The organism is Enterobacter cloacae, assembly GCF_013375935.1.
Classification (GTDB): Bacteria; Pseudomonadota; Gammaproteobacteria; order Enterobacterales; family Enterobacteriaceae; genus Enterobacter; species Enterobacter pasteurii.
On sequence record NZ_CP056117.1, the window covers coordinates 1,206,312 to 1,230,694 of the forward strand.

General features: G+C 57.0%; 18 protein-coding genes, 1 pseudogene and 1 riboswitch. Of the genes and pseudogenes, 13 read left to right on the plus strand and 6 right to left on the minus strand.

Going from position 1 to position 24,383, the window contains the following annotated elements; translation table 11 throughout:
• Positions 1–7 precede the first annotated feature (7 nt).
• Complete coding sequence (gene ptsP, locus HWQ14_RS05715) at positions 8–2,509, minus strand: phosphoenolpyruvate--protein phosphotransferase (RefSeq protein ID WP_176609199.1); 2,502 nt, start codon at positions 2,507–2,509, stop codon at positions 8–10.
• A gap of 302 nt (positions 2,510–2,811) precedes the next feature.
• Here ptsP and HWQ14_RS05720 point away from each other — a divergent pair, with 302 nt between their 5' ends.
• The 5 genes from HWQ14_RS05720 to HWQ14_RS05740 are packed head-to-tail and all read left to right on the plus strand — an operon-like array spanning position 2,812 to position 7,775.
• Entirely contained in the window at positions 2,812–3,891 is a 1,080-nt protein-coding gene (locus tag HWQ14_RS05720; protein WP_020686915.1) for a PTS fructose transporter subunit EIIC, read from the plus strand.
• A gap of 14 nt (positions 3,892–3,905) precedes the next feature.
• Positions 3,906–4,226, plus strand: a complete 321-nt coding sequence (locus tag HWQ14_RS05725; RefSeq protein WP_148422570.1) for a PTS fructose-like transporter subunit IIB — start codon at positions 3,906–3,908, stop codon at positions 4,224–4,226.
• Positions 4,227–4,280: 54 nt separating this feature from the next.
• Positions 4,281–6,575 carry a formate C-acetyltransferase gene (locus tag HWQ14_RS05730; protein ID WP_176609200.1) on the plus strand — a complete coding sequence of 765 codons (2,295 nt, stop codon included), beginning with the start codon at positions 4,281–4,283 and terminating at the stop codon, positions 6,573–6,575.
• Complete coding sequence (locus tag HWQ14_RS05735) at positions 6,541–7,416, plus strand: [formate-C-acetyltransferase]-activating enzyme (protein ID WP_176609201.1); 876 nt, start codon at positions 6,541–6,543, stop codon at positions 7,414–7,416. Before HWQ14_RS05730 ends, HWQ14_RS05735 begins: the two co-directional genes overlap by 35 nt.
• Before the next feature lie 2 nt (positions 7,417–7,418).
• Complete coding sequence (locus HWQ14_RS05740; protein WP_029882885.1) at positions 7,419–7,775, plus strand: PTS fructose-like transporter subunit IIB; 357 nt, start codon at positions 7,419–7,421, stop codon at positions 7,773–7,775.
• On the opposite strand, the pseudogene HWQ14_RS05745 reads toward HWQ14_RS05740, so the two are convergent.
• The 3 genes and pseudogenes from HWQ14_RS05745 to argE all read right to left on the minus strand — a co-directional run bounded on the left by HWQ14_RS05745 (position 7,762) and on the right by argE (position 12,781).
• Positions 7,762–8,611 (minus strand): annotated as a pseudogene (locus HWQ14_RS05745) (helix-turn-helix transcriptional regulator). The gene HWQ14_RS05740 and the pseudogene HWQ14_RS05745 sit on opposite strands and share 14 nt — an antisense overlap.
• A gap of 95 nt (positions 8,612–8,706) precedes the next feature.
• Positions 8,707–11,358 carry a phosphoenolpyruvate carboxylase gene (gene ppc / locus HWQ14_RS05750; protein WP_176609202.1) on the minus strand — a complete coding sequence of 884 codons (2,652 nt, stop codon included), beginning with the start codon at positions 11,356–11,358 and terminating at the stop codon, positions 8,707–8,709.
• 271 nt (positions 11,359–11,629) lie between these two features.
• Positions 11,630–12,781, minus strand: coding sequence for an acetylornithine deacetylase (argE, locus tag HWQ14_RS05755; protein WP_176609203.1), 1,152 nt, complete (start codon positions 12,779–12,781; stop codon positions 11,630–11,632).
• An 88-nt stretch (positions 12,782–12,869) separates the two neighbouring features.
• On the opposite strand from argE, the gene argC reads away from it, so the two are divergent.
• From argC to oxyR, 4 genes are all read left to right on the plus strand, one after another.
• Entirely contained in the window at positions 12,870–13,874 is a 1,005-nt protein-coding gene (gene argC / locus HWQ14_RS05760; protein ID WP_176609204.1) for an N-acetyl-gamma-glutamyl-phosphate reductase, read from the plus strand.
• A gap of 6 nt (positions 13,875–13,880) precedes the next feature.
• The gene (gene argB, locus HWQ14_RS05765; RefSeq protein WP_176609205.1) at positions 13,881–14,657 is read left to right on the plus strand and encodes an acetylglutamate kinase; all 777 of its coding nucleotides are present in this window, start codon (positions 13,881–13,883) and stop codon (positions 14,655–14,657) included.
• A 77-nt stretch (positions 14,658–14,734) separates the two neighbouring features.
• Positions 14,735–16,108: an argininosuccinate lyase gene (argH, locus tag HWQ14_RS05770; protein ID WP_176609206.1), complete on the plus strand. Its 1,374-nt coding sequence runs from the start codon at positions 14,735–14,737 to the stop codon at positions 16,106–16,108.
• A gap of 348 nt (positions 16,109–16,456) precedes the next feature.
• A complete protein-coding gene (oxyR, locus tag HWQ14_RS05775) occupies positions 16,457–17,374 on the plus strand; it encodes a DNA-binding transcriptional regulator OxyR (RefSeq protein WP_025758848.1) in 918 nt (305 codons plus the stop codon).
• Here the strand turns inward: oxyR and sthA are convergent.
• Complete coding sequence (sthA, locus tag HWQ14_RS05780) at positions 17,357–18,757, minus strand: Si-specific NAD(P)(+) transhydrogenase (RefSeq protein WP_148422579.1); 1,401 nt, start codon at positions 18,755–18,757, stop codon at positions 17,357–17,359. The genes oxyR and sthA overlap by 18 nt on opposite strands.
• A gap of 196 nt (positions 18,758–18,953) precedes the next feature.
• Between sthA and fabR the strand changes: the two genes are divergently transcribed.
• A complete protein-coding gene (fabR, locus tag HWQ14_RS05785; RefSeq protein ID WP_125915679.1) occupies positions 18,954–19,592 on the plus strand; it encodes an HTH-type transcriptional repressor FabR in 639 nt (212 codons plus the stop codon).
• Positions 19,593–19,601: 9 nt separating this feature from the next.
• Complete coding sequence (locus HWQ14_RS05790; RefSeq protein WP_148422580.1) at positions 19,602–19,961, plus strand: YijD family membrane protein; 360 nt, start codon at positions 19,602–19,604, stop codon at positions 19,959–19,961.
• 78 nt (positions 19,962–20,039) lie between these two features.
• Here HWQ14_RS05790 and trmA read toward each other — a convergent pair whose 3' ends face one another.
• Positions 20,040–21,140 (minus strand): tRNA (uridine(54)-C5)-methyltransferase TrmA, encoded by a 1,101-nt coding sequence (gene trmA / locus HWQ14_RS05795; RefSeq protein WP_176609207.1) that lies wholly within the window; start codon positions 21,138–21,140, stop codon positions 20,040–20,042.
• Between the two features lie 104 nt (positions 21,141–21,244).
• Positions 21,245–21,420: riboswitch (cobalamin riboswitch) on the plus strand.
• A 66-nt stretch (positions 21,421–21,486) separates the two neighbouring features.
• Between trmA and btuB the strand changes: the two genes are divergently transcribed.
• Positions 21,487–23,334, plus strand: coding sequence for a TonB-dependent vitamin B12 receptor BtuB (gene btuB / locus HWQ14_RS05800; RefSeq protein ID WP_176609208.1), 1,848 nt, complete (start codon positions 21,487–21,489; stop codon positions 23,332–23,334).
• Positions 23,279–24,130, plus strand: a complete 852-nt coding sequence (murI, locus tag HWQ14_RS05805; RefSeq protein ID WP_176609209.1) for a glutamate racemase — start codon at positions 23,279–23,281, stop codon at positions 24,128–24,130. The genes btuB and murI overlap by 56 nt, the downstream gene beginning before the upstream one ends.
• The last annotated feature ends 253 nt before the right edge of the window (positions 24,131–24,383 follow it).

The following is a 24,383-nucleotide window of genomic DNA, read 5'->3' on the forward strand; positions in this document are numbered from 1 at the left end:
CCTCGTTTTAGAGTTCTAATTCGTGTTGCAGCAGGGAAGCGATAGCCTCCTGAGAGCTGGCATTAACCAGAGCACTGCGAAAATCGTCATGCATGATGCGGCGGGCCAGGCGGGAGAAAATGCGCATATGCTGGTCGCCGGCGGCGTGTTTGTTCAGCGTCAGCATGATGATGAATTGCGCCTCCTCGTCCCCCCACATCACAGGCGCTTTCAGGCGGGCGACGCTGATGGTGGATTGTTCAATGTGTTCTGATTTGCTGTGTGGAATGGCGAAACCAAAACCCAGCCCGGTTGAAAATACCGCTTCGCGCGCCCACAGGTCGGCCTCCAGCTTGCGCGGATAGCGGCATCGCCCGGCGAGCAGCAGGTTATCGGTCATGCCTTTCATGACCTCTTCTTTACTGTTCCAGTCGTTATCCAGCGAAATACAGCGTGGCGTGACCAGCGGCGTATCCTGCTGGTTCATGCGGAACTGGGCGAGCAGGTGCTCTACTTCAAGCGAGGTGCGACACGCCATGGCCTGGTTCAGCAGCTGGCGACAGGCGCGGCTATCAAGCTGCGCCAGGCGTGCTTTGGTGGCAGGAATGGCAGGGGAGCCCATGCTCAGTTCGTCCAGCCCCAGACCCACCAGCAGCGGCAGTACCGATCCTTTCGCGCCTAACTCCCCGCAGAGGCCAATCCACTTACCCTGGCGGTGAACGGCCTGCACCGCGTAGTCCAGCGCCCGCAGGAAGGCGGGGTTCAGGCTGTTGTAGTGGCGCGTGACTTTGGCGTTGTCGCGGTCCACGGCCAGCAGATACTGCGTCAGGTCATTGCTGCCGATGCTAAAGAAATCAATCTCTTCGCAGCACTGATCGATGATGAACATCACCGAAGGGACTTCCAGCATAATGCCGAGCGGGATTTTCTCATCAAACGGAATATGTTCAGCACGGAGCTGCTGCTTCGCTTCGGCGAGCTTCTCCTTCACCCACAGGATCTCTTCCATGGAGGAGATCATCGGGATCATGATCTTAAGGTTTCCGTGGGCAGAGGCGCGAAGGATCGCCCGAAGCTGGGTCGTGAAAAGCGGTGAATACTCTTCATATATGCGCACGGCGCGGTAGCCGAGGAACGGGTTGTTCTCGGCCGGGATATTCAGGTACTCCACCGGCTTATCGCCGCCGATATCCATGGTGCGCACAATAATGCTGCGGTCATTTGCACTTTCCAGCGCCTGACAGAAAATGTTGTACAACTCGTTTTCGCCGGGTGCGCTGGCACGATCCATATAGAGCATTTCAGTGCGAAACAGGCCCACGCCTTCGGCACCATTACCAAACGCTGCCTGGGCCTCCACCGCGTGGGCAATGTTGGCGGCAATTTCAATGCGCAGGCCGTCGGCGGTTCTGGCTTCACGGTCAAGCCAGACGCGCTGTTGCTCGCGTATCGCCTGCTGGACGCGCGCTTCCTGCCGATAATAACGCGCCACAGCCTCGCTGCCATTGACGACCACCGCACCGGCATTGCCGTCCACAAATACAGGCTGATTGCGCCATTGCAGCAGGCTTTCGCTGTCGACGCCCACCAGCGTCGGAATATTGAAGGAGCGCGCGAGGATCACGGTATGCGAGGTGGTGCCGCCACTTCTGAGCAGCAGCCCTTTAAGCAGCGTTTTATCAAGTTCAAGGAACTGCCCGGGAGTAAGATCGTCCGCGAGGCAGACGCCCGGCTGCGTCAGCTGGCCGGGAGCCGGGAAACGCGCTTCACCGTAGATATGTTGTAAAAGCTGGTAGCAGACGTCGCGCACGTCCAGCACGCGCTCCTGCAAATAGGCGCTGCTGGAACGGGAGAACGTGTCGCAGAAATGGTTTGCCGTGGCGACGATGGCCTGGGCGCAGCTTAGGCCCTGGCTGACTCCTGACAGGAGGTGCTGACGCAGCGAGGTATCTGTAGCCAGCGAGCGGTGGGCTTCAAGAATAGCGCTGGCGGTGCTGTCGCTGTCCAGCGCGCGCAGCGCAATGTGTTTGACCAGCAGCGTCAGCCCGTTATCCAGCGCCGACTGCTCGGCTTCAACGGTTTGCGCGTCGGGTAAATCGGTCAGGGCGTTGAGGTCCAGCGAGGTCAGTAACGTCAGGATGCCGCGTGCGCTGCCGCTGCATACCGGAGTGGCGCGAAACAGCGTCGGGTTCAGGCGTGTCAGCGATTCCGGCAACGGATCCAGCTCCGTGCTGATTACCCCTTCAAGCGGCGCGTCGCAATGCGGAAACTCCTCTTTTAGCCACCGTTCCAGCTGCTGGCGGGCATGCTGCTCGTCTTCACCATCGATCAGCAGGCGGCAGGCATCGCCCGCCAGCGTATCGGTACCAATCAGCGCCAGCGCGCTTTTGGCATTGCCTTTACGATCCGTACGCAGGTTATGCCACTCAATTTGCGAGATAAACGTATTGCACAGCGTTTCCACATGACTTGCCGGACGCGCGTGAACGCCGTTGGGCAGTTCACAGGTAAATTCCACTACCAGAGCCATACACACTCCTGAAACCAATCGTCAATTATGCGAAACAGCATACGAGCGTGATGATGAGGCGCGCCATGTGACAAAACTGCCAAAAGCTGGACAAATGTAATATCACCTTAAAAGTGAGATTTCACTCACAGGTTGTGACGGTTTGCTTAATGTGAGGTCAGTGCGAAATGTCGAGGCGGATCGCATTTTCATTCCGACATTACAAAAATCCAGTAAATGGCCTTTTTGTCTCCTGTCCGCCGTCTTCCTGATTGCCTATTGTTTGCCACAACATCTTTGTGGATAAAGGCCTGGAGCGGCATATGAAAGCGTTGGTGCATATTCTCAAGAACACGCGGCAGCATCTGATGACAGGGGTGTCGCACATGATCCCGTTTGTGGTCTCGGGCGGCATTCTGCTGGCGGTTTCGGTCATGCTTTACGGCAAAGGTGCGGTGCCCGACGCCGCAACCGATCCCAATCTGAAAAAGCTCTTTGATATCGGCGTGGCGGGTCTGACGCTGATGGTGCCGTTTCTCGCTGCCTATATTGGCTACTCCATTGCAGAACGCGCCGCGCTGGCCCCCTGTGCTATTGCCGCCTGGGTGGGCAACAGCTTCGGTGCGGGGTTCTTTGGCGCGATTATCGCCGGAATTTTCGGCGGCATTGTCGTCTGGTATCTGAAAAAGCTGCCCGTGCCGAAAGTGCTGCGCTCCGTCATGCCTATCTTCATCATCCCAATTATCGGCACGTTTATCACGGCAGGCATCATGATGTGGGGGCTTGGCGAGCCTGTAGGCGCGCTTACCACCGGTCTCACCCAGTGGCTGCAAGGAATGCAGCAGGGCAGCATCGTGGTACTCGCCATCATTATCGGTCTCATGCTGGCGTTCGATATGGGCGGCCCGGTTAACAAAGTGGCGTATGCCTTCATGCTGATTTGCGTCGCGCAGGGCGTCTACACCGTCGTTGCGATTGCCGCCGTGGCTATTTGCATACCGCCGCTGGGGTTAGGCCTGGCGACGCTGATTGGCCGCAAAAATTTTACTGGTGAAGAACGTGAAGCAGGTAAAGCGGCGCTGGTGATGGGCTGCGTGGGCGTCACCGAGGGAGCGATTCCGTTTGCCGCAGCCGATCCGCTGCGCGTGATTCCTTCCATTATGCTGGGCTCCGCCTGCGGCGCGGTCACTGCTGCGGTTATGGGCGCGCAATGCTATGCCGGATGGGGCGGGTTAATTGTGCTTCCCGTGGTGGACGGCAAGCTCGGCTATATCGCAGCGGTTGCCGTGGGTGCAGTGGTGACGGCAGTCAGCGTCAACGTGCTGAAGCGTATTGCCCGTAAGAACACAAAGCAGGTCGAGGAAAAAGAGGATGACCTGGATCTGGATTTCGAAATTAACTGAGTGAGGAAGAGAACATGGCCCGAATTATCGCAGTAACCGCATGTCCGTCTGGCGTAGCCCATACCTATATGGCTGCCGAAGCGCTGGAAAGCGCCGCAAAAGCCAAAGGCTGGGAAGTGAAGGTAGAAACGCAGGGGTCGATTGGTCTTGAGAACGAACTAACGGCGGAGGATATCGCCGCAGCAGATATCGCGATCCTGACTAAAGACATCGGCATTAAATTCGAGGAGCGTTTTGCCGGGAAAACCATCGTGCGCGTCAATATCAGCGACGCGGTAAAGCGTGCCGACGCCATCATGAACAAAATCGATGCCCACCTGGCGCAAACCGCCTGATGCTCTCCCGCCCTTCGGGGCGGGCTGGTTTTTTTCCGTTACAGGAGTTCCCTCATGACGAATCGTATACCGCGCCTGAAAGATGCGCTCTTTGCCAACCCTCGCGAAATCTCGCTTGAGCGTGCGCTGCTCTATACTGCCAGCCATCGGCAGACGGAAGGCGAGCCGGTTATTCTCCGGCGCGCGAAAGCAACGGCGCACATTCTCGACCATGTGGAAATCGCGATTCGTGATGAAGAACTGATTGCCGGAAATCGCACCGTTAAGCCGCGTGCAGGCATTATGTCCCCGGAGATGGATCCCTACTGGCTGCTCAAGGAGCTGGACCAGTTCGCCACCCGTCCACAAGACCGCTTTGAAATCAGCGATGAGGATAAGCAGACCTACCGTGAGGTGCTGTATCCCTACTGGGAAAACCGGTCGATGAAAGATTTCATCAACGGCCAGATGACGGATGAGGTGAAAGCCGCGGTCGGGACGCAGATTTTTAGCGTCAACCAGACGGATAAAGGGCAGGGGCATATCATTATTGATTATCCGCGCCTACTCAATAACGGGCTGGGAGCGCTGGTGGCGGAAATGCGTGAACGCTGCGCTCGCGATGCGCAAAACACGTTCTATGCGGCGGCGCTGATACTGCTCGAAGCGTCCCAGCGCCATATTCTGCGTTATGCAACGCTCGCTGAAGAACTGGCTCAGAGCAGCGATGCGGCACGTCGCGAAGAATTGCTGGCAATGGCCGACATCTCGCGGCATAACGCGCAGCATAAGCCGCAAACCTTCTGGCAGGCGTGTCAGCTGTTCTGGTACATGAACGTTATTTTGCAGTACGAATCCAACGCCAGTTCGCTCTCCATCGGGCGTTTTGACCAGTATATGCTGCCGTTTTATCAGGCCTCGTTAATGCAGGGAGACGATCCGGCGTTTCTGAAAGAGCTGCTGGAATCGCTGTGGGTGAAGTGTAACGACGTGGTGCTCTTGCGCTCGACCAGCAGCGCCCGTTATTTTGCCGGATTCCCGACCGGGTATACCGCGCTGCTGGGCGGCCTGACGGAAAACGGGCGTAGCGCGGTGAACGTGCTTTCGTTCCTGTGCCTGGACGCCTACCAGAGCGTTCAGCTTCCCCAGCCTAACCTCGGCGTACGGGTAAACGAACTGATCGACCGACCTTTCCTGCTGAAAACAGCGGAGACTATTCGCCTGGGCACCGGAATTCCTCAGATTTTCAACGATGAAGTAATAGTACCTGCGTTTTTAAATCGCGGCGTGTCGCTGGAAGACGCGCGTGACTACGCGGTTGTTGGCTGCGTTGAACTGTCGATTCCAGGTAAAACTTACGGCCTGCACGATATCGCCATGTTTAACCTGCTGAAGGTAATGGAAATCGCTATGCAGGAGAACGAAGGCAATAGCGAGCTGACGTACGAGGGGTTAATTGAACACATACGCGGCAGGATTAATCACTACATTGCGCTGATGGTGGAAGGGAGCAACATTTGCGATATCGGCCATCGCGACTGGGCGCCCGTGCCGTTGCTCTCCTCCTTTATCAGCGATTGTCTGGAAACGGGGAAAGACATTACTGACGGTGGCGCGCGCTATAACTTCTCCGGCGTGCAGGGGATTGGCATTGCCAATCTGAGCGACTCGCTTCACGCCCTGAAAGGGCTGGTGTTTGAACAGCAGCGCTTAAGTTTTGACGAGCTGCTGGCGGTGCTAAAAGCGAATTTTGCCACTCCGGAGGGCGAAAAGGTGCGCGCGCGGCTGATCAATCGCTTTGAGAAATACGGTAATGATATCGACGATGTCGACAATATCAGCGCGGAGCTGCTGCGCCATTACTGTAAAGAGGTCGAAAAATACCGCAACCCGCGCGGTGGGATCTTCACGCCTGGCTCGTATACCGTCTCTGCGCACGTGCCGCTTGGCGCGGTCGTGGGCGCTACGCCGGATGGCCGCCTGGCGGGCGAACAGCTGGCGGATGGAGGGCTCTCTCCGATGCTCGGCCAGGATATGCAGGGGCCGACGGCCGTGCTGAAATCGGTAAGCAAGCTGGATAACTACCTGTTATCTAACGGTACGCTGCTAAACGTTAAGTTCACCCCCGCCACGCTGGAAGGCGATGCCGGGCTGCAGAAGCTGGCGGACTTCCTCCGCGCGTTTACGCAGCTTAAGCTGCAGCATATCCAGTTCAACGTGGTCAACGCGGAAACCCTGCGTGAGGCGCAGCGGCGTCCGCAGGATTTTGCCGGGCTGGTGGTGCGCGTTGCCGGCTACAGCGCCTTCTTTGTTGAGCTGTCGAAGGAGATCCAGGATGACATTATCCGTCGGACCGCGCATCAGCTGTGACGTGGTTGAAGCACGCCCCGACGTAGCGCGTATTTTCAATATTCAGCGCTATTCGTTGAACGACGGGGCAGGTATTCGCACGGTAGTCTTTTTCAAAGGCTGCCCTCACCGTTGCCCGTGGTGCGCCAACCCGGAGTCGATCTCGCCAAAAATTGAGACGGTTCGCCGGGAGAGCAAATGTCTGCACTGCGCACCCTGCCTGCGCGATGCGGACGAGTGCCCGTCCGGGGCGTTTGAGCGCATCGGGCGCGACGTGACGCTGGACGAGCTTGAACGCGAGGTGATGAAGGATGATGTCTTCTTTCGCTCATCGGGAGGCGGGGTGACGCTGTCAGGCGGGGAAGTATTAATGCAGGCACCTTTTGCGACGCAGTTGCTTAAGCGTTTGCGCCGCTACGGTATTCGCACCGCTATTGAGACGGCGGGAGATGCGCCCCTGTCCCGACTGCTGCCGCTGGCACGCCAGTGTGACGAAGTGCTGTTTGATCTGAAGATTATGGATCCTGAGCAGGCGCGCGCGGTGACGGCAGTAAATCTTCCCAGAGTGCTGGAAAACCTTACGCAACTGGTGGCCGAAGGCATCAACGTCATCCCCCGCGTGCCGCTTATTCCGGGCTATACGCTAACCGATGCCAACATGGCGCGCGTGCTGGCATTTTTGTTACCTTCAGGGATACGGCAGCTGCATTTATTACCGTTTCACACGTATGGTGAACCAAAATACCGTCTGCTTGGGCAACAATGGTTGATGCGGGAGGTCAATCCTCCGACAGCTGACGAGGTCGCGGCAATGCGCCGTATGGCCGAAGATAAAGGGTTTCATGTCACCACTGGAGGTTAAAAATGACAGTAATAGCAGGGCGTCATCTGGTGGCGGTAACCGCGTGCGTGAGCGGCGTGGCGCATACTTACATGGCCGCAGAACGGCTGGAGCGGATTTGCCAGCAGGAGAAATGGTCAGTGCGCATTGAGACGCAGGGGGCGTTAGGCATTGAAAGTGAACTGACGGAGGACGATATCCGCCGCGCCGATGTCGTATTGCTTATCACGGATATTGAGCTGGCGGGTAACGAACGCTTCGAATCCGCCCGCTATGTGAAATGCGGGATTAATGCTTTCCTGCGGGATCCGCAAAAGGTCATGGCAGCGGTACGAAAAATGGTATCCGCACCGCAGCATACGCAGGTCATTCTGGACTAGCCGCTTTCCCGGTCAGCTGGCTGTGATACTGGCGACGGTATTCCGACGGCGAGCGCTCCGTATTTTTACGGAATAAGCGGCAGAAATAGTTACTGTCGACAAAACCGCAGGCATGCGCCACTTCTTTTACCTTTAAGTCATATCCTTTCAGCAGCTGACGCGCGTGCTCCAGCCGCGTGTGGGTCAGGTATTCATTAAAACCGACCGCGCCGGTTTTCTGGAAAAGATGCGATAAATAGTTCGGAGAGATATAAAACGCCTGCGCTACGGATTCCCGGGTAAGCGGGGTCGCATAATGTTCATCGATATAAACGCGAATGGCTTCAAACAGCGCCTGGCTGCGGGAGGCGGTCTGGATCTGACTACCCAGCAAGTCGACGCAGTGGCTAAGCAGGCTGGCGACAACCAGCCGCGCCGTCTGCTGCTCGTGCGGCTGCATCTGCATTTCATGAAGCGTCTGTAGCAGGAAGGAGCCGATGCGGGGACCCCCGACGGGCGACGTGCTGTTTTGCTAGGTTACGAACGTCTACGCCGTCCCAGTGCAAAAGGCTAAATCCAAGCTGCTGTTTGCCAAACAGGATGCTCAGCGTTGTCGCGGGCGTGTGCCATTGCGGATCGTTCCAGCCGCCAGCCGGGACGTATAAAACGTCACCCTGCTGTAATACGCAAGCCGCCGGGTCTTTCACCGAGCCTTCGAGCACGATCTCCAGACGGGGGAAATCGACCTGCAGGGCGAGCTCGGGTGCGCAGAGGGCGGGGTTGGCGAAATGCACCTGACGCAGCGGCGTCGTGCCGCCGATCAGGTCAGTCAGGATGTGGGTAATATCATGCTGCATGGTGTAAATACCGAGGTATTGCCGGGGGGGCGCTAACGCTTACCTGGCCTGTCTGTCGCAGGCCCGGGCAGGCGTAGCGCCCCGGGGACTGAGCATTAACCGGTGTTACGCATGCCCGCCGCAACGCCCGCAATCGTCACCATCAGCGCCTGCTCAACGCGTGGATCGGGATCTTTACCTTCCTCTTCCGCCAGACGCGAACGGTGCAGCAGTTCAGCCTGCAAAACGTTCAGCGGGTCGGTGTAGATGTTGCGCAGCTGAATTGACTCGGCGATCCACGGCAGGTCTTCCATTAGGTGGGAGTCGTTGGCGATATCCAGCACCACCTTGATGTCGCCCTCCAGCAGCTCGCGCAGCTCTTTACCCAGCGCCCACAGCTCTGGTTTAACCAGGCGCTGATCGTAGTATTCCGCCAGCCACAGGTCGGCTTTCGAGAAGACCATCTCCAGCATGCCCAGACGGGTGGAGAAGAACGGCCAGTCGCGGCACATGGTTTCCAGCTCGCTCTGCTTACCGTCTTCCACCACTTTTTGCAGCGCCGCACCGGCACCCAGCCAGGCGGGCAGCATCAGGCGGTTTTGCGTCCAGGCAAAGATCCACGGAATGGCGCGCAGGGATTCAACGCCGCCGGTCGGACGACGCTTGGCCGGACGTGAGCCCAGGGGCAGTTTACCCAGCTCCTGCTCAGGCGTTGCTGAACGGAAGTAAGGTACGAAGTCTTTGTTTTCACGCACGTAGCCGCGGTACAGGTCGCAGGAGATGTCAGACAGCTCATCCATAATGCGGCACCAGGATTCTTTTGGCTCCGGCGGCGGCAGCAGGTTTGCTTCCAGGATCGCGCTGGTATAGAGCGACAGGCTGCTGATGGTCACTTCCGGCAGGCCGTACTTGAAGCGGATCATCTCGCCCTGCTCGGTCACGCGCAGGCCGCCTTTCAGGCTTCCCGGCGGCTGAGAGAGCAGCGCTGCGTGTGCTGGCGCACCGCCACGGCCAATTGAGCCACCGCGTCCGTGGAACAGGGTCAGCTCAATGCCGGCTTTCTCGCAGGTTTTAATCAGCGCGTCCTGCGCCTGATACTGCGCCCAGGATGCCGCCATCACGCCCGCATCTTTTGCGGAGTCGGAATAGCCAATCATGACCATCTGCTTGCCCTGAATAAAGCCGCGATACCAGTCGATGTTCAGCAGCTGGGTCATCACGTCGTTGGCGTTGTTCAGATCGTCGAGGGTTTCAAACAGCGGTGCCACCGGCAGGGCATAGTCGATGCCCGCTTCTTTCAGCAGCAGGTGAACGCCCAGCACGTCGGACGGGGTTTTCGCCATGGAGATCACATAGGCGGCCACCGATCCTTTCGGCGCATCCACTATCGCTTTACAGGTGTTGAGCACCTCGCGAGTGTCGTTGCTTGGCTCCCAGTTGCGCGGCAGCAGAGGGCGCTTGGAGTTCAGCTCGCGGATTAGAAACGCCTGCTTGTCGGCTTCTGACCAGCTTTCATAGTCACCGATGCCGAGATAGCGGGTCAGCTCGCCCAGCGCTTCGGTATGACGGGTACTTTCCTGACGTACGTCGATACGCACCAGCGGCACGCCGAAACACTTCACGCGGCGCAGGGTGTCGAGCAGTTCACCGTTGGCGATGATGCCCATCCCGCAGGCCTGGAGCGATTTATAGCAGGCGTACAGCGGTTCCCAGAGCTGTTCGTTCTGGCTCAGCAGACCTTCCGGCTTCGGCAGGCGCTGCCCTTTGAGGCGCGCTTCCAGCCAGGCCTGAGTGGCCATCAGCTGGCCGCGCAGTTTTTTCATCAGGAACCGGTACGGCTCGCTGGCGCCTTCTTCACCGGCCAGCGCGCGCAGTTCCGGCGTGGCTTCAACCATCGACAGCTCGGAGATCAGCACCTGAATATCTTTCAGGAACAGGTCGGTTGCTTTCCAGCGGCTCAGCAGGAGAACGTGGCGGGTAATGTCCGCCGTCACGTTCGGGTTGCCGTCGCGGTCGCCGCCCATCCAGGAGGTGAAGCGAACCGGCACAAAGTCGACCGGCAGGCGGTAGCCGAGGTTCTCTTCCAGCTGTTCGTTCAGCTCGCGCAGGTAGTTTGGTACCCCTTCCCACAGGCTGTTTTCCACCACCGCAAAGCCCCATTTGGCTTCGTCGACCGGGCTTGGACGATGCTTACGAATTTCGTCGGTGTGCCAGGACTGGGCAATCAGCTGACGCAGGCGACGCATGAGCTGGTTACGTTCGTAGTCGGCAATGTCTTTGTTATCCAGCTGCTTCAGACAGTTGTTCACTTCCACCATTTTGTGGATCAGCGTACGACGGGTGATTTCGGTTGGGTGCGCGGTCAGAACCAGCTCCAGCGAAAGGGATTCCACCGCTTTTTTGATGGTGTCTTCGTTGAGGTCTGGCTGGTCTTTCAGTTTACGAAGGGTGCGGGCAATGACTTCCGGGTTGCTGGCCGCTTCGCCTTTTGGCGAAATGCTGTGATATTGCTCAGCGGTGTTTGCCAGGTTAAGGAACTGGCTGAACGCGCGGGCAACGGGCAGCAGCTCATCGTTAGAGAGGTTCTGCAAGGTGGTGAGCAGCTCCTGACGGTTCGCCTCGTTACCGGCACGGGAAGATTTGGACAGCTTGCGGATGGTTTCAACGCGGTCGAGGATGTTTTCCCCCAACGCGTCTTTGATGGTATCTCCAAGCACCTTGCCGAGCATACTGACATTACTACGCAACGCGGAATATTGTTCGTTCATAAAAACCCAGTCACCCCATCATTTTTGTTTATGCCCAGGCGAAAATTTTCTGGACAATATTTTGTCATCTCCCTTTATAAAGCCACGTAAAACCCCCGTCGTCAATTGCTGCGAAAACGGTTCAGCAGATGAATAAATGTGGGTAATTTACGAAATTTAATTCGCTTTGCGTCAGATAAGAGATGCTTATGGGAATGTGACGGAGATCGCGGGATTTGTTGCCCTCACCCTAACCCTCTCCCACAGGGAGAGGGGACTCTTCGGTGCGGTCTTAATGCCAGCAGAAGTGATGCACGACCTGGGTAATCAGTTCGCGGGTTGGCTTGATGAAGCGGGTTTCCAGATATTCATCCGGCTGGTGCGCCTGGTTGATCGAACCGGGGCCAAGGACCAGCGTCGGGCACAGGGTCTGAATAAACGGCGCTTCGGTGCAGTAGTTCACCACGTCGGTTTTCTCACCGAGCAGCTTTTCCACCACTTCAACCAGCTGGTGATCCGGCGGGCACTCATAGCCCGGGATCGGCGGATGCAGCTCGGAGACCGTCAGGCGGCCCGGCCAGCGCTCGCTTACCGGGGCCAGCGCTTCGTTCAGCAAGCCGTCGAGATCGCTCAGCGTCATGCCCGGCAGCGGGCGGATGTCCATGTGCAGCTCGCAGCAGGCGCAGATACGGTTGGAGGCATCGCCGCCGTGCAGGCTGCCGAGGTTCAGGGTCGGATACGGCACGGTGAACGCGTCGTAGTGATACCGCTCTTTCAGGTCATCGCGCAGGGTCATGATGCGGCCGATGGCGTCATGCATCAGCTCAATGGCGTTCACGCCGCGCGCCGGATCGCTGGAGTGACCGGACTGGCCGAGCACGCGCACCGCCGTGGAAATATGGCCCTTGTGCGCACGGATCGGCTGCAAAGAGGTTGGTTCGCCGATGATCGCGCAGTCCGGGCGAATCGACGTGTTTTCAGAAAAATAGCGTGCGCCCGCCATGCTGGTCTCTTCATCGGCGGTCGCCAGAATGTAGAGCGGTTTTTTCAGGGTCGTCACGTCCACGTCACGCAGCGCGTCGAGAATAAAGGCGAAGAAGCCTTTCATGTCCGCCGTGCCCAGCCCGTAGAGCTTGTTGTCGTGCTCGGTCAGGGTGAACGGGTCGCGGGTCCAGCGGCCATCGTCAAACGGCACGGTGTCGGTGTGACCGGCCAGCAGCAGGCCGCCCGCACCGGTACCGGTGCTGGCGAGCAGGTTAAATTTGTGACGTGTTCCGGGGACGGGCTGAACCTCAACGTTAAACCCAAGATCGCTAAACCAACCCGCCAGCAGATTGATTAAAGACTCATTGCTCTGATCCAGTGCTTCTTCGGTCGCGCTGATGGAGGGTGTGGCAATCAGGGCGCGGTAAATCTCGATAAATGGCGGTAAGTTCATTTTCATTGTTGACACACCTTAGGTCGTGATAGTATCAATATTCATGCAATAAATGTGAATAAAAATACATTAACGTTGAGCATAAAGGAACCCGATGTTGAATACGCTGATTGTAGGCGCTAGCGGTTATGCGGGCGCAGAGCTTGTAAGCTACGTGAATCGCCACCCTCATATGACCATAACCGCTTTGACCGTGTCAGCGCAAAGCAATGATGCCGGAAAGTTAATTTCTGATTTGCATCCGTGGCTTAAGGGCATTGTCGATCTGCCGCTGCAGCCAATGTCTGACATCAGCGAGTTTACCGACGGCGTCGACGTGGTGTTTTTAGCCACCGCGCACGAGGTCAGCCACGACCTGGCGCCGCAGTTTCTGGCGGCCGGCTGCGTAGTCTTCGATCTCTCCGGCGCGTTCCGCGTCAACGACGGCGCGTTTTACGAAAAATATTACGGCTTCACCCATCAGCACCCGGATCTGCTCGAAAAAGCGGTATACGGCCTGGCGGAGTGGAGCGCGGATAAACTAAAAGAAGCGAATCCGATTGCCGTGCCCGGCTGCTACCCGACGGCGGCGCAGCTCTCCCTTAAGCCGCTGATCGACGCGGGTCTGCTGGATCTGAACCAGTGGCCGGTGATCAACGCCACCAGCGGCGTGAGCGGTGCCGGGCGCAAGGCGGCCATCTCCAACAGCTTCTGCGAAGTGAGCCTTCAGCCGTATGGCGTGTTCAACCATCGCCATCATCCTGAAATCACCACCCATCTGGGCGCGGACGTGGTTTTCACGCCGCATCTGGGCAGCTTCCCGCGCGGGATCCTCGAAACCATTACCTGCCGCCTGAAGCCGGGCGTGACCAAAGAACAGGTAAGTGAAGCCTTCACGCAGGCGTATGCGGATAAACCGCTGGTGCGTCTGTACGACAAAGGCGTGCCGGCGCTGAAAAACGTGGTCGGCCTGCCGTTCTGCGATATCGGCTTTGCCGTTCAGGGCGAGCACCTGATTGTGGTCGCCGCAGAAGATAACTTACTCAAAGGCGCTGCCGCACAGGCAATGCAGTGTGCAAATATTCGTTTCGGCTTCCCTGAAACGCAGGCTCTTATTTAAGGTGTGATGATGAACCCATTAATTATCAAACTCGGTGGTGTGCTGCTGGACAGCGAAGAAGCGCTGGAGCGTCTGTTTACCGCGCTGGTTAACTATCGCGAATCACACCAGCGTCCGCTGGTGATTGTGCACGGCGGCGGCTGCGTGGTGGACGAGCTGATGAAAGGGCTCAACCTGCCGGTGATAAAGAAAAACGGCCTGCGCGTCACGCCTGCCGACCAGATTGACATCATTACCGGTGCGCTGGCGGGTACGGCGAACAAAACGCTGCTGGCGTGGGCGAAGAAACACCGTATCGCGTCCGTTGGGCTCTACCTCGGCGATGGCGACAGCGTAAAAGTGACCCAGCTCGACGAAGCGCTCGGCCACGTTGGGCTGGCGCAGCCGGGTTCGCCTGAGCTGATTAACACGCTGCTGGAAGGCGGTTTCCTGCCGGTGGTGAGCTCTATCGGCGTGACCGAAGAGGGCGCGCTGATGAACGTGAATGCGGACCAGGCGGCAACCGCGCTGGCGGCAACGCTGGGCGCAGACCTGATCCTGCTCTCTGACGTAAGCGGTATTCTGGACGGCAAAGGCCAGCGCATTGCGGAAATGACCGCCGCGAAAGCCGAGCAGCTGATTGAGCAGGGCATTATTACCGACGGCATGATCGTCAAAGTCAACGCCGCGCTGGATGCGGCTCGCACGCTGGGTCGCCCGGTGGATATCGCCTCCTGGCGTCACGCGGAGCAGCTTCCGGCGCTGTTTAACGGCACGCCGATTGGCACGCGTATTCTGGCGTAATCGATTTTCTGTTTTGCAGGCCCGGCAAGCGCAGCACCGCCGGGCAATGACATTCAAAGATATTAAGGAAGCATGTTATGGCACTTTGGGGTGGGCGTTTTACACAGGCAGCGGATCAGCGGTTCAAACAGTTCAATGACTCTTTGCGCTTCGACTACCGCCTGGCCGAACAGGATATTGTCGGCTCTGTGGCCTGGTCCAAAGCGCTGGTGACCGTGGGCGTGCTGACCGCAGATGAACAGCAGCAGCTTGAAGAAGCGCTGAATAACCTGCTGGAAGAGGTGCGGCTGGATCCGCAGCAAATCCTGCAAAGCGATGCGGAAGACATTCACAGCTGGGTGGAAGGCAAACTGATCGACAAAGTGGGCCAGCTGGGTAAAAAGCTGCACACCGGCCGTAGCCGTAACGACCAGGTCGCGACCGATCTGAAGCTGTGGTGTAAAGAGACCGTTGGCGAACTGCTGGCGGCTACCCGTCAGCTGCAGAGCGCGCTGGTGGAAACGGCGCAGAACAACCAGGACGCGGTCATGCCGGGTTATACCCACCTGCAGCGCGCGCAGCCGGTGACCTTTGCGCACTGGTGTCTGGCCTACGTTGAGATGCTGGCGCGTGACGAAAGCCGCCTGCAGGATACGCTCAAGCGCCTGGACGTGAGCCCGCTGGGCAGCGGTGCGCTGGCGGGAACAGCGTATGAAATCGACCGTGAACAGCTGGCAGGCTGGCTGGGCTTTGCCTCTGCTACCCGCAACAGCCTGGACGGCGTGTCTGACCGCGACCACGTGCTGGAGCTGCTCTCAAACGCGTCTATTGGCATGGTGCACCTGTCGCGCTTTGCTGAAGACCTGATCTTCTTTAACTCGGGCGAAGCCGGTTTCGTCGAGCTGTCCGACCGCGTGACGTCAGGCTCTTCCCTGATGCCGCAGAAGAAAAACCCGGACGCGCTGGAGCTGATCCGCGGGAAGTGTGGCCGCGTTCAGGGTGCGCTGACCGGCATGATGATGACCCTGAAAGGGCTGCCGCTGGCGTACAACAAAGACATGCAGGAAGACAAAGAGGGGCTGTTCGACGCGCTCGACACCTGGCTGGACTGCCTGCACATGGGCGCGCTGGTGCTGGACGGCATTCAGGTGAAGCGTCCGCGCTGTCAGGAAGCGGCGCAGCAGGGCTATGCCAACTCTACCGAACTGGCGGACTACCTGGTGGCAAAAGGCGTACCGTTCCGCGAAGCGCACCACATCGTGGGCGAAGCGGTGGTGGAAGCCATTCGTCAGGGTAAACCGCTGGAGGATCTGCCGCTTGCCGATCTGCAAAAATTCAGCGCGGTTATCGGGGATGATGTGTATCCGATTCTGGCGCTGCAGTCCTGCCTGGACAAGCGTGCGGCGAAAGGCGGCGTGTCGCCTAAGCAGGTGGCGCAGGCGATAGCGGACGCGAAGAGCCGGCTGGTTTGAACCGTGCGGGCTGGTGCCCTCACCCCAACCCCTCTCCCTTGGGGAGAGGGGCTCGATCGGTTCCCTCTCCCCGTGGGAGAGGGTTAGGGTGAGGGGAAAAACGAAGCCTGGCGTAACGCCAGGCTTTTTTACGCAAAAAAAAGCGGACCACGGGGTCCGCAAAAGTTCACGTTGGCTTTAGTTGTTCGAGTTTTGAGAGAAACTCGATGACGGTGACGGGTCGTCAAGGGTCAAACACGTTCCGCCTCGTCTGTGTGATGTATTATTCAACAGAATGCTTGATAGGGATAATCGTTCGTTGCTATGCTATCTATCGCCATGAACTATCGTGGCGACGGAGGATGAATAATGAATATTCGTGATCTTGAATACCTGGTAGCGTTAGCCGAGCACCGCCATTTTCGCCGCGCGGCAGACTCCTGCCACGTCAGCCAGCCCACGCTGAGCGGCCAGATCCGCAAGCTGGAAGACGAGCTGGGCGTGATGCTGCTGGAGCGCACCAGTCGTAAGGTTCTGTTCACACAGGCAGGTCTGCTGCTGGTGGATCAGGCGCGCACCGTGCTGCGCGAGGTCAAAGTGCTCAAGGAAATGGCAAGCCAGCAGGGGGAGGCAATGTCCGGCCCGCTGCACATCGGCCTGATCCCAACCGTTGGCCCGTATCTGCTGCCGCACATCATTCCCATGCTGCACCAGACGTTCCCGAAACTCGAAATGTATCTGCATGAAGCGCAAACCCATCAGCTGCTGGCGCAGCTGGACAGCGGCAAGCTCGACTGCGCGATTCTGGCGCTGGTAAAAGAGAGTGAAGCCTTTATTGAAGTGCCGCTGTTCGATGAACCTATGATGCTGGCGATCTATGAAGATCACCCGTGGGCGAACCGCGACCGCGTGCCGATGGCCGATCTGGCCGGTGAAAAGCTGCTGATGCTGGAAGATGGTCACTGTCTGCGCGATCAGGCGATGGGCTTCTGCTTCGAGGCGGGCGCTGACGAAGATACCCATTTCCGCGCAACCAGCCTGGAAACGCTGCGTAATATGGTCGCGGCGGGAAGCGGAATTACGCTGCTGCCTGCACTGGCCGTGCCGCGCGAGCGTAAGCGTGATGGCGTGGTCTATCTGCCGTGCATTAAGCCGGAGCCGCGTCGTACGATTGGCCTGGTGTATCGTCCGGGGTCACCGCTGCGCAGCCGCTATGAGCAGCTGGCAGAGGCCATCCGCGGTGCGATGGATGGCCATTTCGACAGCGCGTTAAAACAGGCGGTTTAAGCCGTTCAGCGCGGCTACCCGATAGGCTTCCGCCATTGTCGGGTAGTTAAAGGTGGTGTTAACGAAGTACTCAATGGTGTTACCGCCACCTTTCTGCTCCATGATCGCCTGGCCGATGTGAATGATTTCCGCCGCGCGTTCACCAAAGCAGTGAATGCCGAGGATCTCTTTCGTCTCGCGATGGAACAGGATCTTCAGCGTACCCACGCTCATTCCCACGATTTGCGCCCGCGCCAGATGTTTAAACTGAGCACGGCCCACCTCGTAAGGCACCTTCATGGCCGTCAGCTGCTGCTCGGTTTTCCCTACGGAGCTGATTTCCGGAATGGTGTAGATCCCCGTCGGAATATCTTCAATCAGATGCGCGGTCGCTTCACCTTTTACCAGCGCCTGTGCGGCAATGCGCCCCTGATCGTAAGCGGCTGATGCCAGGCTTGGGTAACCAATCACGTCGCCTACCGCGTAAACGTGCGGCAGCGCGGTCTGGTACATGCTGTTGACCTTCAGCTGGCCGCGGCTGTCGGTTTCGAGCCCGATGTTTGCCAGCTGCAGGGAATCGGTGTTGCCGGTGCGGCCGTTGGCATACAGCAGGCAGTCCGCTTTCAGCTTTTTACCGGATTTCAGGTGCATAATCACACCGTCGTCGCAGCCCTCGATCTTCTCGTACTCCTCGTTGTGACGGATCACCACGCCGCTGTTCCAGAAGTGGTAGGAGAGGGAGTCTGACATCTCCTGATCGAGGAACGCCAGCAGGCGGTCGCGGGTGTTGATCAGGTCAACTTTGACCTCCATTCCCCGGAAGATAGACGCATATTCACAGCCAATAACGCCTGCGCCATAGATAATCACATGGCGAGGTTCATGGTGCAGGCTGAGGATGGAGTCGCTGTCGTAAATGCGCGGGTGCGAGAAATCCACGTCTGCCGGATGATACGGGCGTGAACCGCAGGCGATCACAAACTTTTCAGCGGTGATTGTCTCAACCGAACCGTCATGACACTCCAGGGCCAGGGTGTGTTCGTCCACAAAATGCGCGTTGCCTTGCAGAATTTCACAGTGGTTACGTTCATAGAAACCCTGACGCATGCGCGTCTGCTGGTTAATGACCGTGTCTGCGTGGTTCAGGATGTCGGCAAAAGAGGAACGAAGAAGTCGGGAGTGGTCGCTGTAAAGAGGGTTCTGGTTAAATTCAATAATGCGGCTAACGGCGTGGCGGAGGGCTTTTGAAGGGATGGTGCCCCAGTGGGTGCAACCGCCGCCGACATTATGGTAGCGCTCAATTACCGCTACTCTGGCTCCCTGTTTTACCAGACCCATAGCAGCACCTTCGCCGCCGGGGCCGGAACCAATAACTATTGCGTCGTAATCGTAGGAATGTGGCATGGCAAGGCTTACCTGTTCTTATACATAAAAGCAACAGAATCATAACATCATTGCCAGGGTAACCCAATTATCGTTGTGCTTTTTTCGGGCAGTGGAGCACAAACCGCGCGTAAACAATCATTCACAAAGCTGAGCAAACAGATTAATTTTATTCTCTGGTATAGTGCCAACGGGCCTTTGGAAGGATTCAACTATCGTGATGGGCGTAAGAGCACAACAAAAAGAGAAAACCCGGCGTTCGCTGGTGGAAGCCGCATTCAGTCAACTGAGTGCTGAGCGGAGTTTTGCCAGTTTAAGCCTGCGAGAAGTCGCACGCGAGGCCGGGATTGCGCCAACGTCCTTCTACCGTCATTTCCGTGATGTGGATGAACTGGGCCTGACCATGGTCGATGAGAGCGGTCTGATGCTGCGCCAGCTTATGCGCCAGGCGCGCCAGCGTATCGCTAAAGGGGGCAGCGTGATCCGCACCTCCGTGTCGACATTTATGGAGTTTATCGGCAATAACCCTAACGCGTTTCGCCTTTTGCTGCGCGAGCGCTCCGGCACGTCGGCGGCGTTTCGCGCCGCGGTCGCGCGTGAAATTCAGCATTTTATCGCGGAACTTGCCGACTATCTCGAAATCGAAAACCATATGCCGCGTGCGTTTACTGAAGCTCAGGCTGAGGCGATGGTGACCATTGTTTTCAGCGCGGGTGCCGAAGCGCTGGACGTCAGCATCGAACAACGCAAGCAGCTCGAAGAGCGGCTGGTATTGCAGCTGCGGATGATCTCCAAGGGTGCGTATTACTGGTATCGCCGTGAACAAGAAAAGTTGGCACATCAAACCGATGAGTGAAGGTGAGTAATGAAACAGTCAGGTCAGGATAAAGGAACGCTGTTGCTGGCATTGATCGCTGGCTTATCCATTAACGGTACGTTTGCCGCTATTTTTAGCTCAATCGTTCCGTTTTCGATTTTCCCGATTATCGCGCTGGTGCTGACGGTGTACTGCCTGCATCAGCGTTATCAGAACCGCACTATGCCTGTCGGGTTACCGGGGCTGGCCGCAGCCAGCTTTATCCTGGGCGTGCTGTTGTACAGCACCGTGGTGCGTGCAGAATACCCGGATATCGGCTCTAACTTCCTGCCTGCGGTACTGTCCGTTGCGCTGGTGTTCTGGATCGGCTCGCGCATGCGTAGCCGCAAGAGCCAGCTGCCGGAGTAATGAAGGTTTAAGGGCAGGTAAGCAAAGCGCCACCTGCCAAAAAATGCCGGATGGCGCTACGCGTGTTCGGCATGCAGATTATCGTGCAGTGAGCAGTACGCCGCACTCCATATGGTGCGTATACGGGAACTGATCGAACAGCGCCAGACGTTCAACCTTGTGCGTCTGGCTTAACATTTCCAGGTTCTTGCACAACGTCTCCGGGTTACAGGAGATGTACAGGATACGCGGGTACGCCTGCACCATCTTCTCGGTTTCGCTGTCCAGGCCACTGCGCGGCGGATCGACAAAAATCGTCTCACACCGGTAGCTCTTCAGATCAATCCCCTGCAGGCGATTAAACTCACGCACGCCATTCATCGCCTGGGTAAACTCTTCTGCCGCCATACGAATGATTTGTACGTTGTCGATGTGGTTAGCGGCGATGTTGTACTGCGCGGCAGCAACCGACGGCTTGGCGATTTCCGTCGCCAGCACGCGCTCGAAGTTACGCGCCAGCGCCAGCGAGAAGTTACCGTTACCGCAGTACAGCTCAAGCAGATCGCCCTGCGATCCTTCCGTCGCGTTCAGCGCCCACTCCAGCATCTGCACGTTCATTGCCGCATTCGGCTGGGTGAAGCTGTTCTCTACCTGACGGTAAACCATCTCTTTACCGGCCACCGGCAGACGCTCGTCAATATAATCCTGGTCGAGCATGATTTTAGTTTTGGTCGCGCGGCCAATCAGGTGCACGTTGATGTTCTGCGCGCGCAGCGCATCGCGCAGGGCTTCTGCCTGCTCGCGCCATTCGTCGGTCAGCGCTTTGTGATAGAGCAGGGAGACAATCGCCTGATTGCTTTGGGTGGTCAGGTAGTCAATCTGGAACAGCTTGTTTCGCAGTACCGGATTGTCGCGCACGCCGTCAATCATCAGCGTCATTAGCTGGTTAATCAGTTCACTCGCCGCCGGGAAGCTTTCCACGCGAATGCGGGATTTCGTCTGCTGATCGAAAATGATGTGATACAGGTCGTCGCCATCGTGCCAGATGCGGAACTCGGCGCGCATACGATAGTGGCTGACCGGAGAACGGAACACCTCGGGAACGGGCGCGTTGAACGGCGTCATCATACTTTGCAGGCGGACAACTTTTTCTGCCAGCTGTGCGTCGTACTGTTCTGTAGGGAGGTGTTCGGGGGTCATGATGCGTCCTGAATGATAAAGAATTACGCGGGGATTGTAGGGATTGTGCAGTGGATGTCCAGATTTAATGGCTAATAGCTGTCTGGACATCTATACGTGTCTAATTGTAGCATTCTGTTTCCGGTCTCCTGAGAGTGAAAAGGGAATCCAGTGTAAATCTGGAGCTGACGCGCAGCGGTAAAGACTGGCGGGATGAGAAGAAGAGACACTGTGAAAATGGGAAGTCTTCATCCGTATAACGCCACCCAGCCCGAAGACCTGCCGGGATCACGTCGCATTTGGTTTCATCATCGCGTGCTATGGATGAGGCCTGCGGCATCCTTCTTATATTGTGGATGCTTTAACAATGATTAAAAAAGTATCGCTGTTGACGGCGTTATCCGTCACGGCATTTTCGGGCTGGGCGCAGGAAAGCGCTGACTCGTTGGTGGTGACAGCAAACCGTTTTGAACAGCCTGTAAAAACCGTTCTGGCTCCGACATCCGTCGTGACCCGTGAAGATATTGAACGCTGGCAATCCACGACGGTACTGGATGTCATGCGCAGACTGCCAGGCGTTGATACGGCGCAAAACGGTGGTATGGGACAACTGTCTTCTCTTTTTATTCGCGGTACCAACTCCAGCCACGTTCTGATCCTCGTTGACGGTATGCGCCTTAACCAGGCAGGTGTCACAGGTTCATCCGATCTTAGCCAGTTCCCCATCTCCCTGGTGCAGCGTATCGAATATGTTCGTGGGCCGCGTTCGGCGATTTACGGCTCAGACGCGATTGGCGGCGTCGTGAACATTATTACTACCCGTGCGAAGGACGGTACGACGCTGACCGCGGGCGCAGGATCGCATGGCTATCAAAATTATGGCGGCAGCACTCAGCAAACGCTTGGCGAAAGCACGCGCGTAACGCTTGCGGGTGATTACACCTATATCAAAGGTTTTGATGTGGTCGCGGACGGCAACAACGGCGGCCTTGCTCAGACCGACCGCGATGGCTTTATGAATAAAACGCTCTACGGCGCACTGGAGCATGCATTCTCAGACCAGTGGAGCGGGTTCGTTCGCGGCTTTGGCTACAGCAACCGTACCGCCTATGACGGTTATTACAGCTCGTTTACGCCTGATGTACTGGTCGACACGCGTCAGCTGTACAGCCAGACCTGGGACGCAGGGCTGCGCTTCAACGATGACATCTTCCATTCACAGCTTCTGACCAGCTATAGCCACAGTAAAGACTATAACTACGACCCACATTCAGGGCGATATGATTCGACTGCCACACTGGATGAAATTAAACAGTACAATGTTCAGTGGGTTAACTCCGTGGATGTGGGCCATGGCAACGTTGGCGCAGGCGTAGACTGGCAAAAGCAGAGCACTGAACCGGGCACTAACTATGTGACGAATGGCTATGATTTGCGTAACACCGGCGTCTACCTCACCGGATTGCAGCAGTTTGGTGATGTCACCCTGGAAGGGGCGGTGCGTAGCGATGATAACTCTCAGTTTGGTCGTCACGGTACCTGGCAAAGTAGTGCGGCCTGGGAGTTCATTGAAGGTTATCGCGTTATCGCTTCGTATGGCACAGCCTATAAAGCGCCAAACCTTGGACAGCTCTATGGCTTCTACGGCAACGAACACCTCGATCCCGAAGAGAGCAAGCAGTGGGAAGGCGCGTTCGAAGGTCTTACCGCTGGTGTGAACTGGCGCGTGTCGGCTTACCGTAACGATGTTGATAACCTGATCGACTTCAACAATAACCTTCAGGAGTATTACAACGTCGGTAAAGCACGTATTAAAGGGGTTGAAGCGACTGCCTCGTTTGATACTGGCCCGGTCATGCATACTCTCGGTTACGACTATGTTGATGCCCGTAATGCGGCAACCAACCAACTGCTGGATCGTCGCGCTAAGCAGCAGGTGAAGTATCAGCTCGATACCCGGATCTATGATTTTGACTGGAGCCTGACATATCACTATCTCGGTACGCGCTACGATACTGACTTCGGCACATATCCGTCAGAGAAGGTGAAAATGGGCGGCGTCAGCCTGTGGGATGTGGCGGTTTCATATCCTGTCACCTCTCACCTCACAGTTCGTGGTAAAATAGCCAACCTGTTCGATAAAGATTACGAGACAGTTTATGGCTACCAAACTGCAGGACGGGAATACACCTTGTCTGGCAGCTACACCTTCTGATCCGCGTCCCACCGTGCTGGTGTTTGATTCCGGCGTCGGTGGGCTTTCGGTCTATGACGAGATTCGGCAGCTCCTGCCGGATCTTCATTACATCTACGCCTTCGATAACGTCGCCTTCCCGTACGGGGAAAAGAGCGAAGACTTTATTGTTGAGCGCGTGGTTGAAATTGTCACCGCGGTACAAAAGCGCTATCCCCTGGCGCTGGCGGTCATTGCCTGTAATACGGCAAGCACGGTTTCTCTTCCTGCCTTGCGCGAAAAATTTCCGTTCCCGGTTGTGGGCGTGGTTCCGGCAATCAAACCGGCTGCACGCCTGACGGCAAACGGCATCGTGGGGCTGCTGGCAACGCGCGGTACGGTGAAACGTCCTTATACGCGCGAGCTTATCGATCGCTTTGCCAATGAATGCCAGATCGCGATGCTCGGCTCCGCAGAGCTGGTGGAGATGGCGGAAGCGAAACTGCACGGCGAGACGGTATCGCTTGAAGAGCTGCGTCGCATTCTGCGTCCATGGCTGCGGATGCAGGAACCACCGGATACGGTTGTCCTTGGCTGCACCCATTTCCCGCTATTGCAGGAAGAGCTGTTAAAGGTTCTGCCAGAAGGTACCCGGCTGGTGGATTCCGGTGCTGCCATTGCGCGTCGGACGGCCTGGCTGCTGGAACATGAAGCGCCGGATGCGAAATCAGCGGATGCAAATATCGCTTTCTGTATGGCAATAACAAAAGAAACTGAACAGCTTTTACCCGTTTTACATCGTTATGGCTTCGAAACGCTCGAAAAACTGGCGCTGTAGCACGGTTTTGAGCAAAAAAGAGACGGTTGAACGTTTTTTTTAAAAGAGGGGTTGTCAACGTCTGAGAACTCCCTATAATGCGCCTCCACTGACACGGAACAACGGCTTACAGGCCGCCGGGACAGCGGGGTTCAGAGATGAACGCCAACAGAGAAAAGTGAAAATATTTGCTTGACTCTGAATGAGGAAAACGTAATATACGGGACCTCGCAACGGTGAGCTGAAAGCCGCGTTGCAACTGCTCTTTAACAAT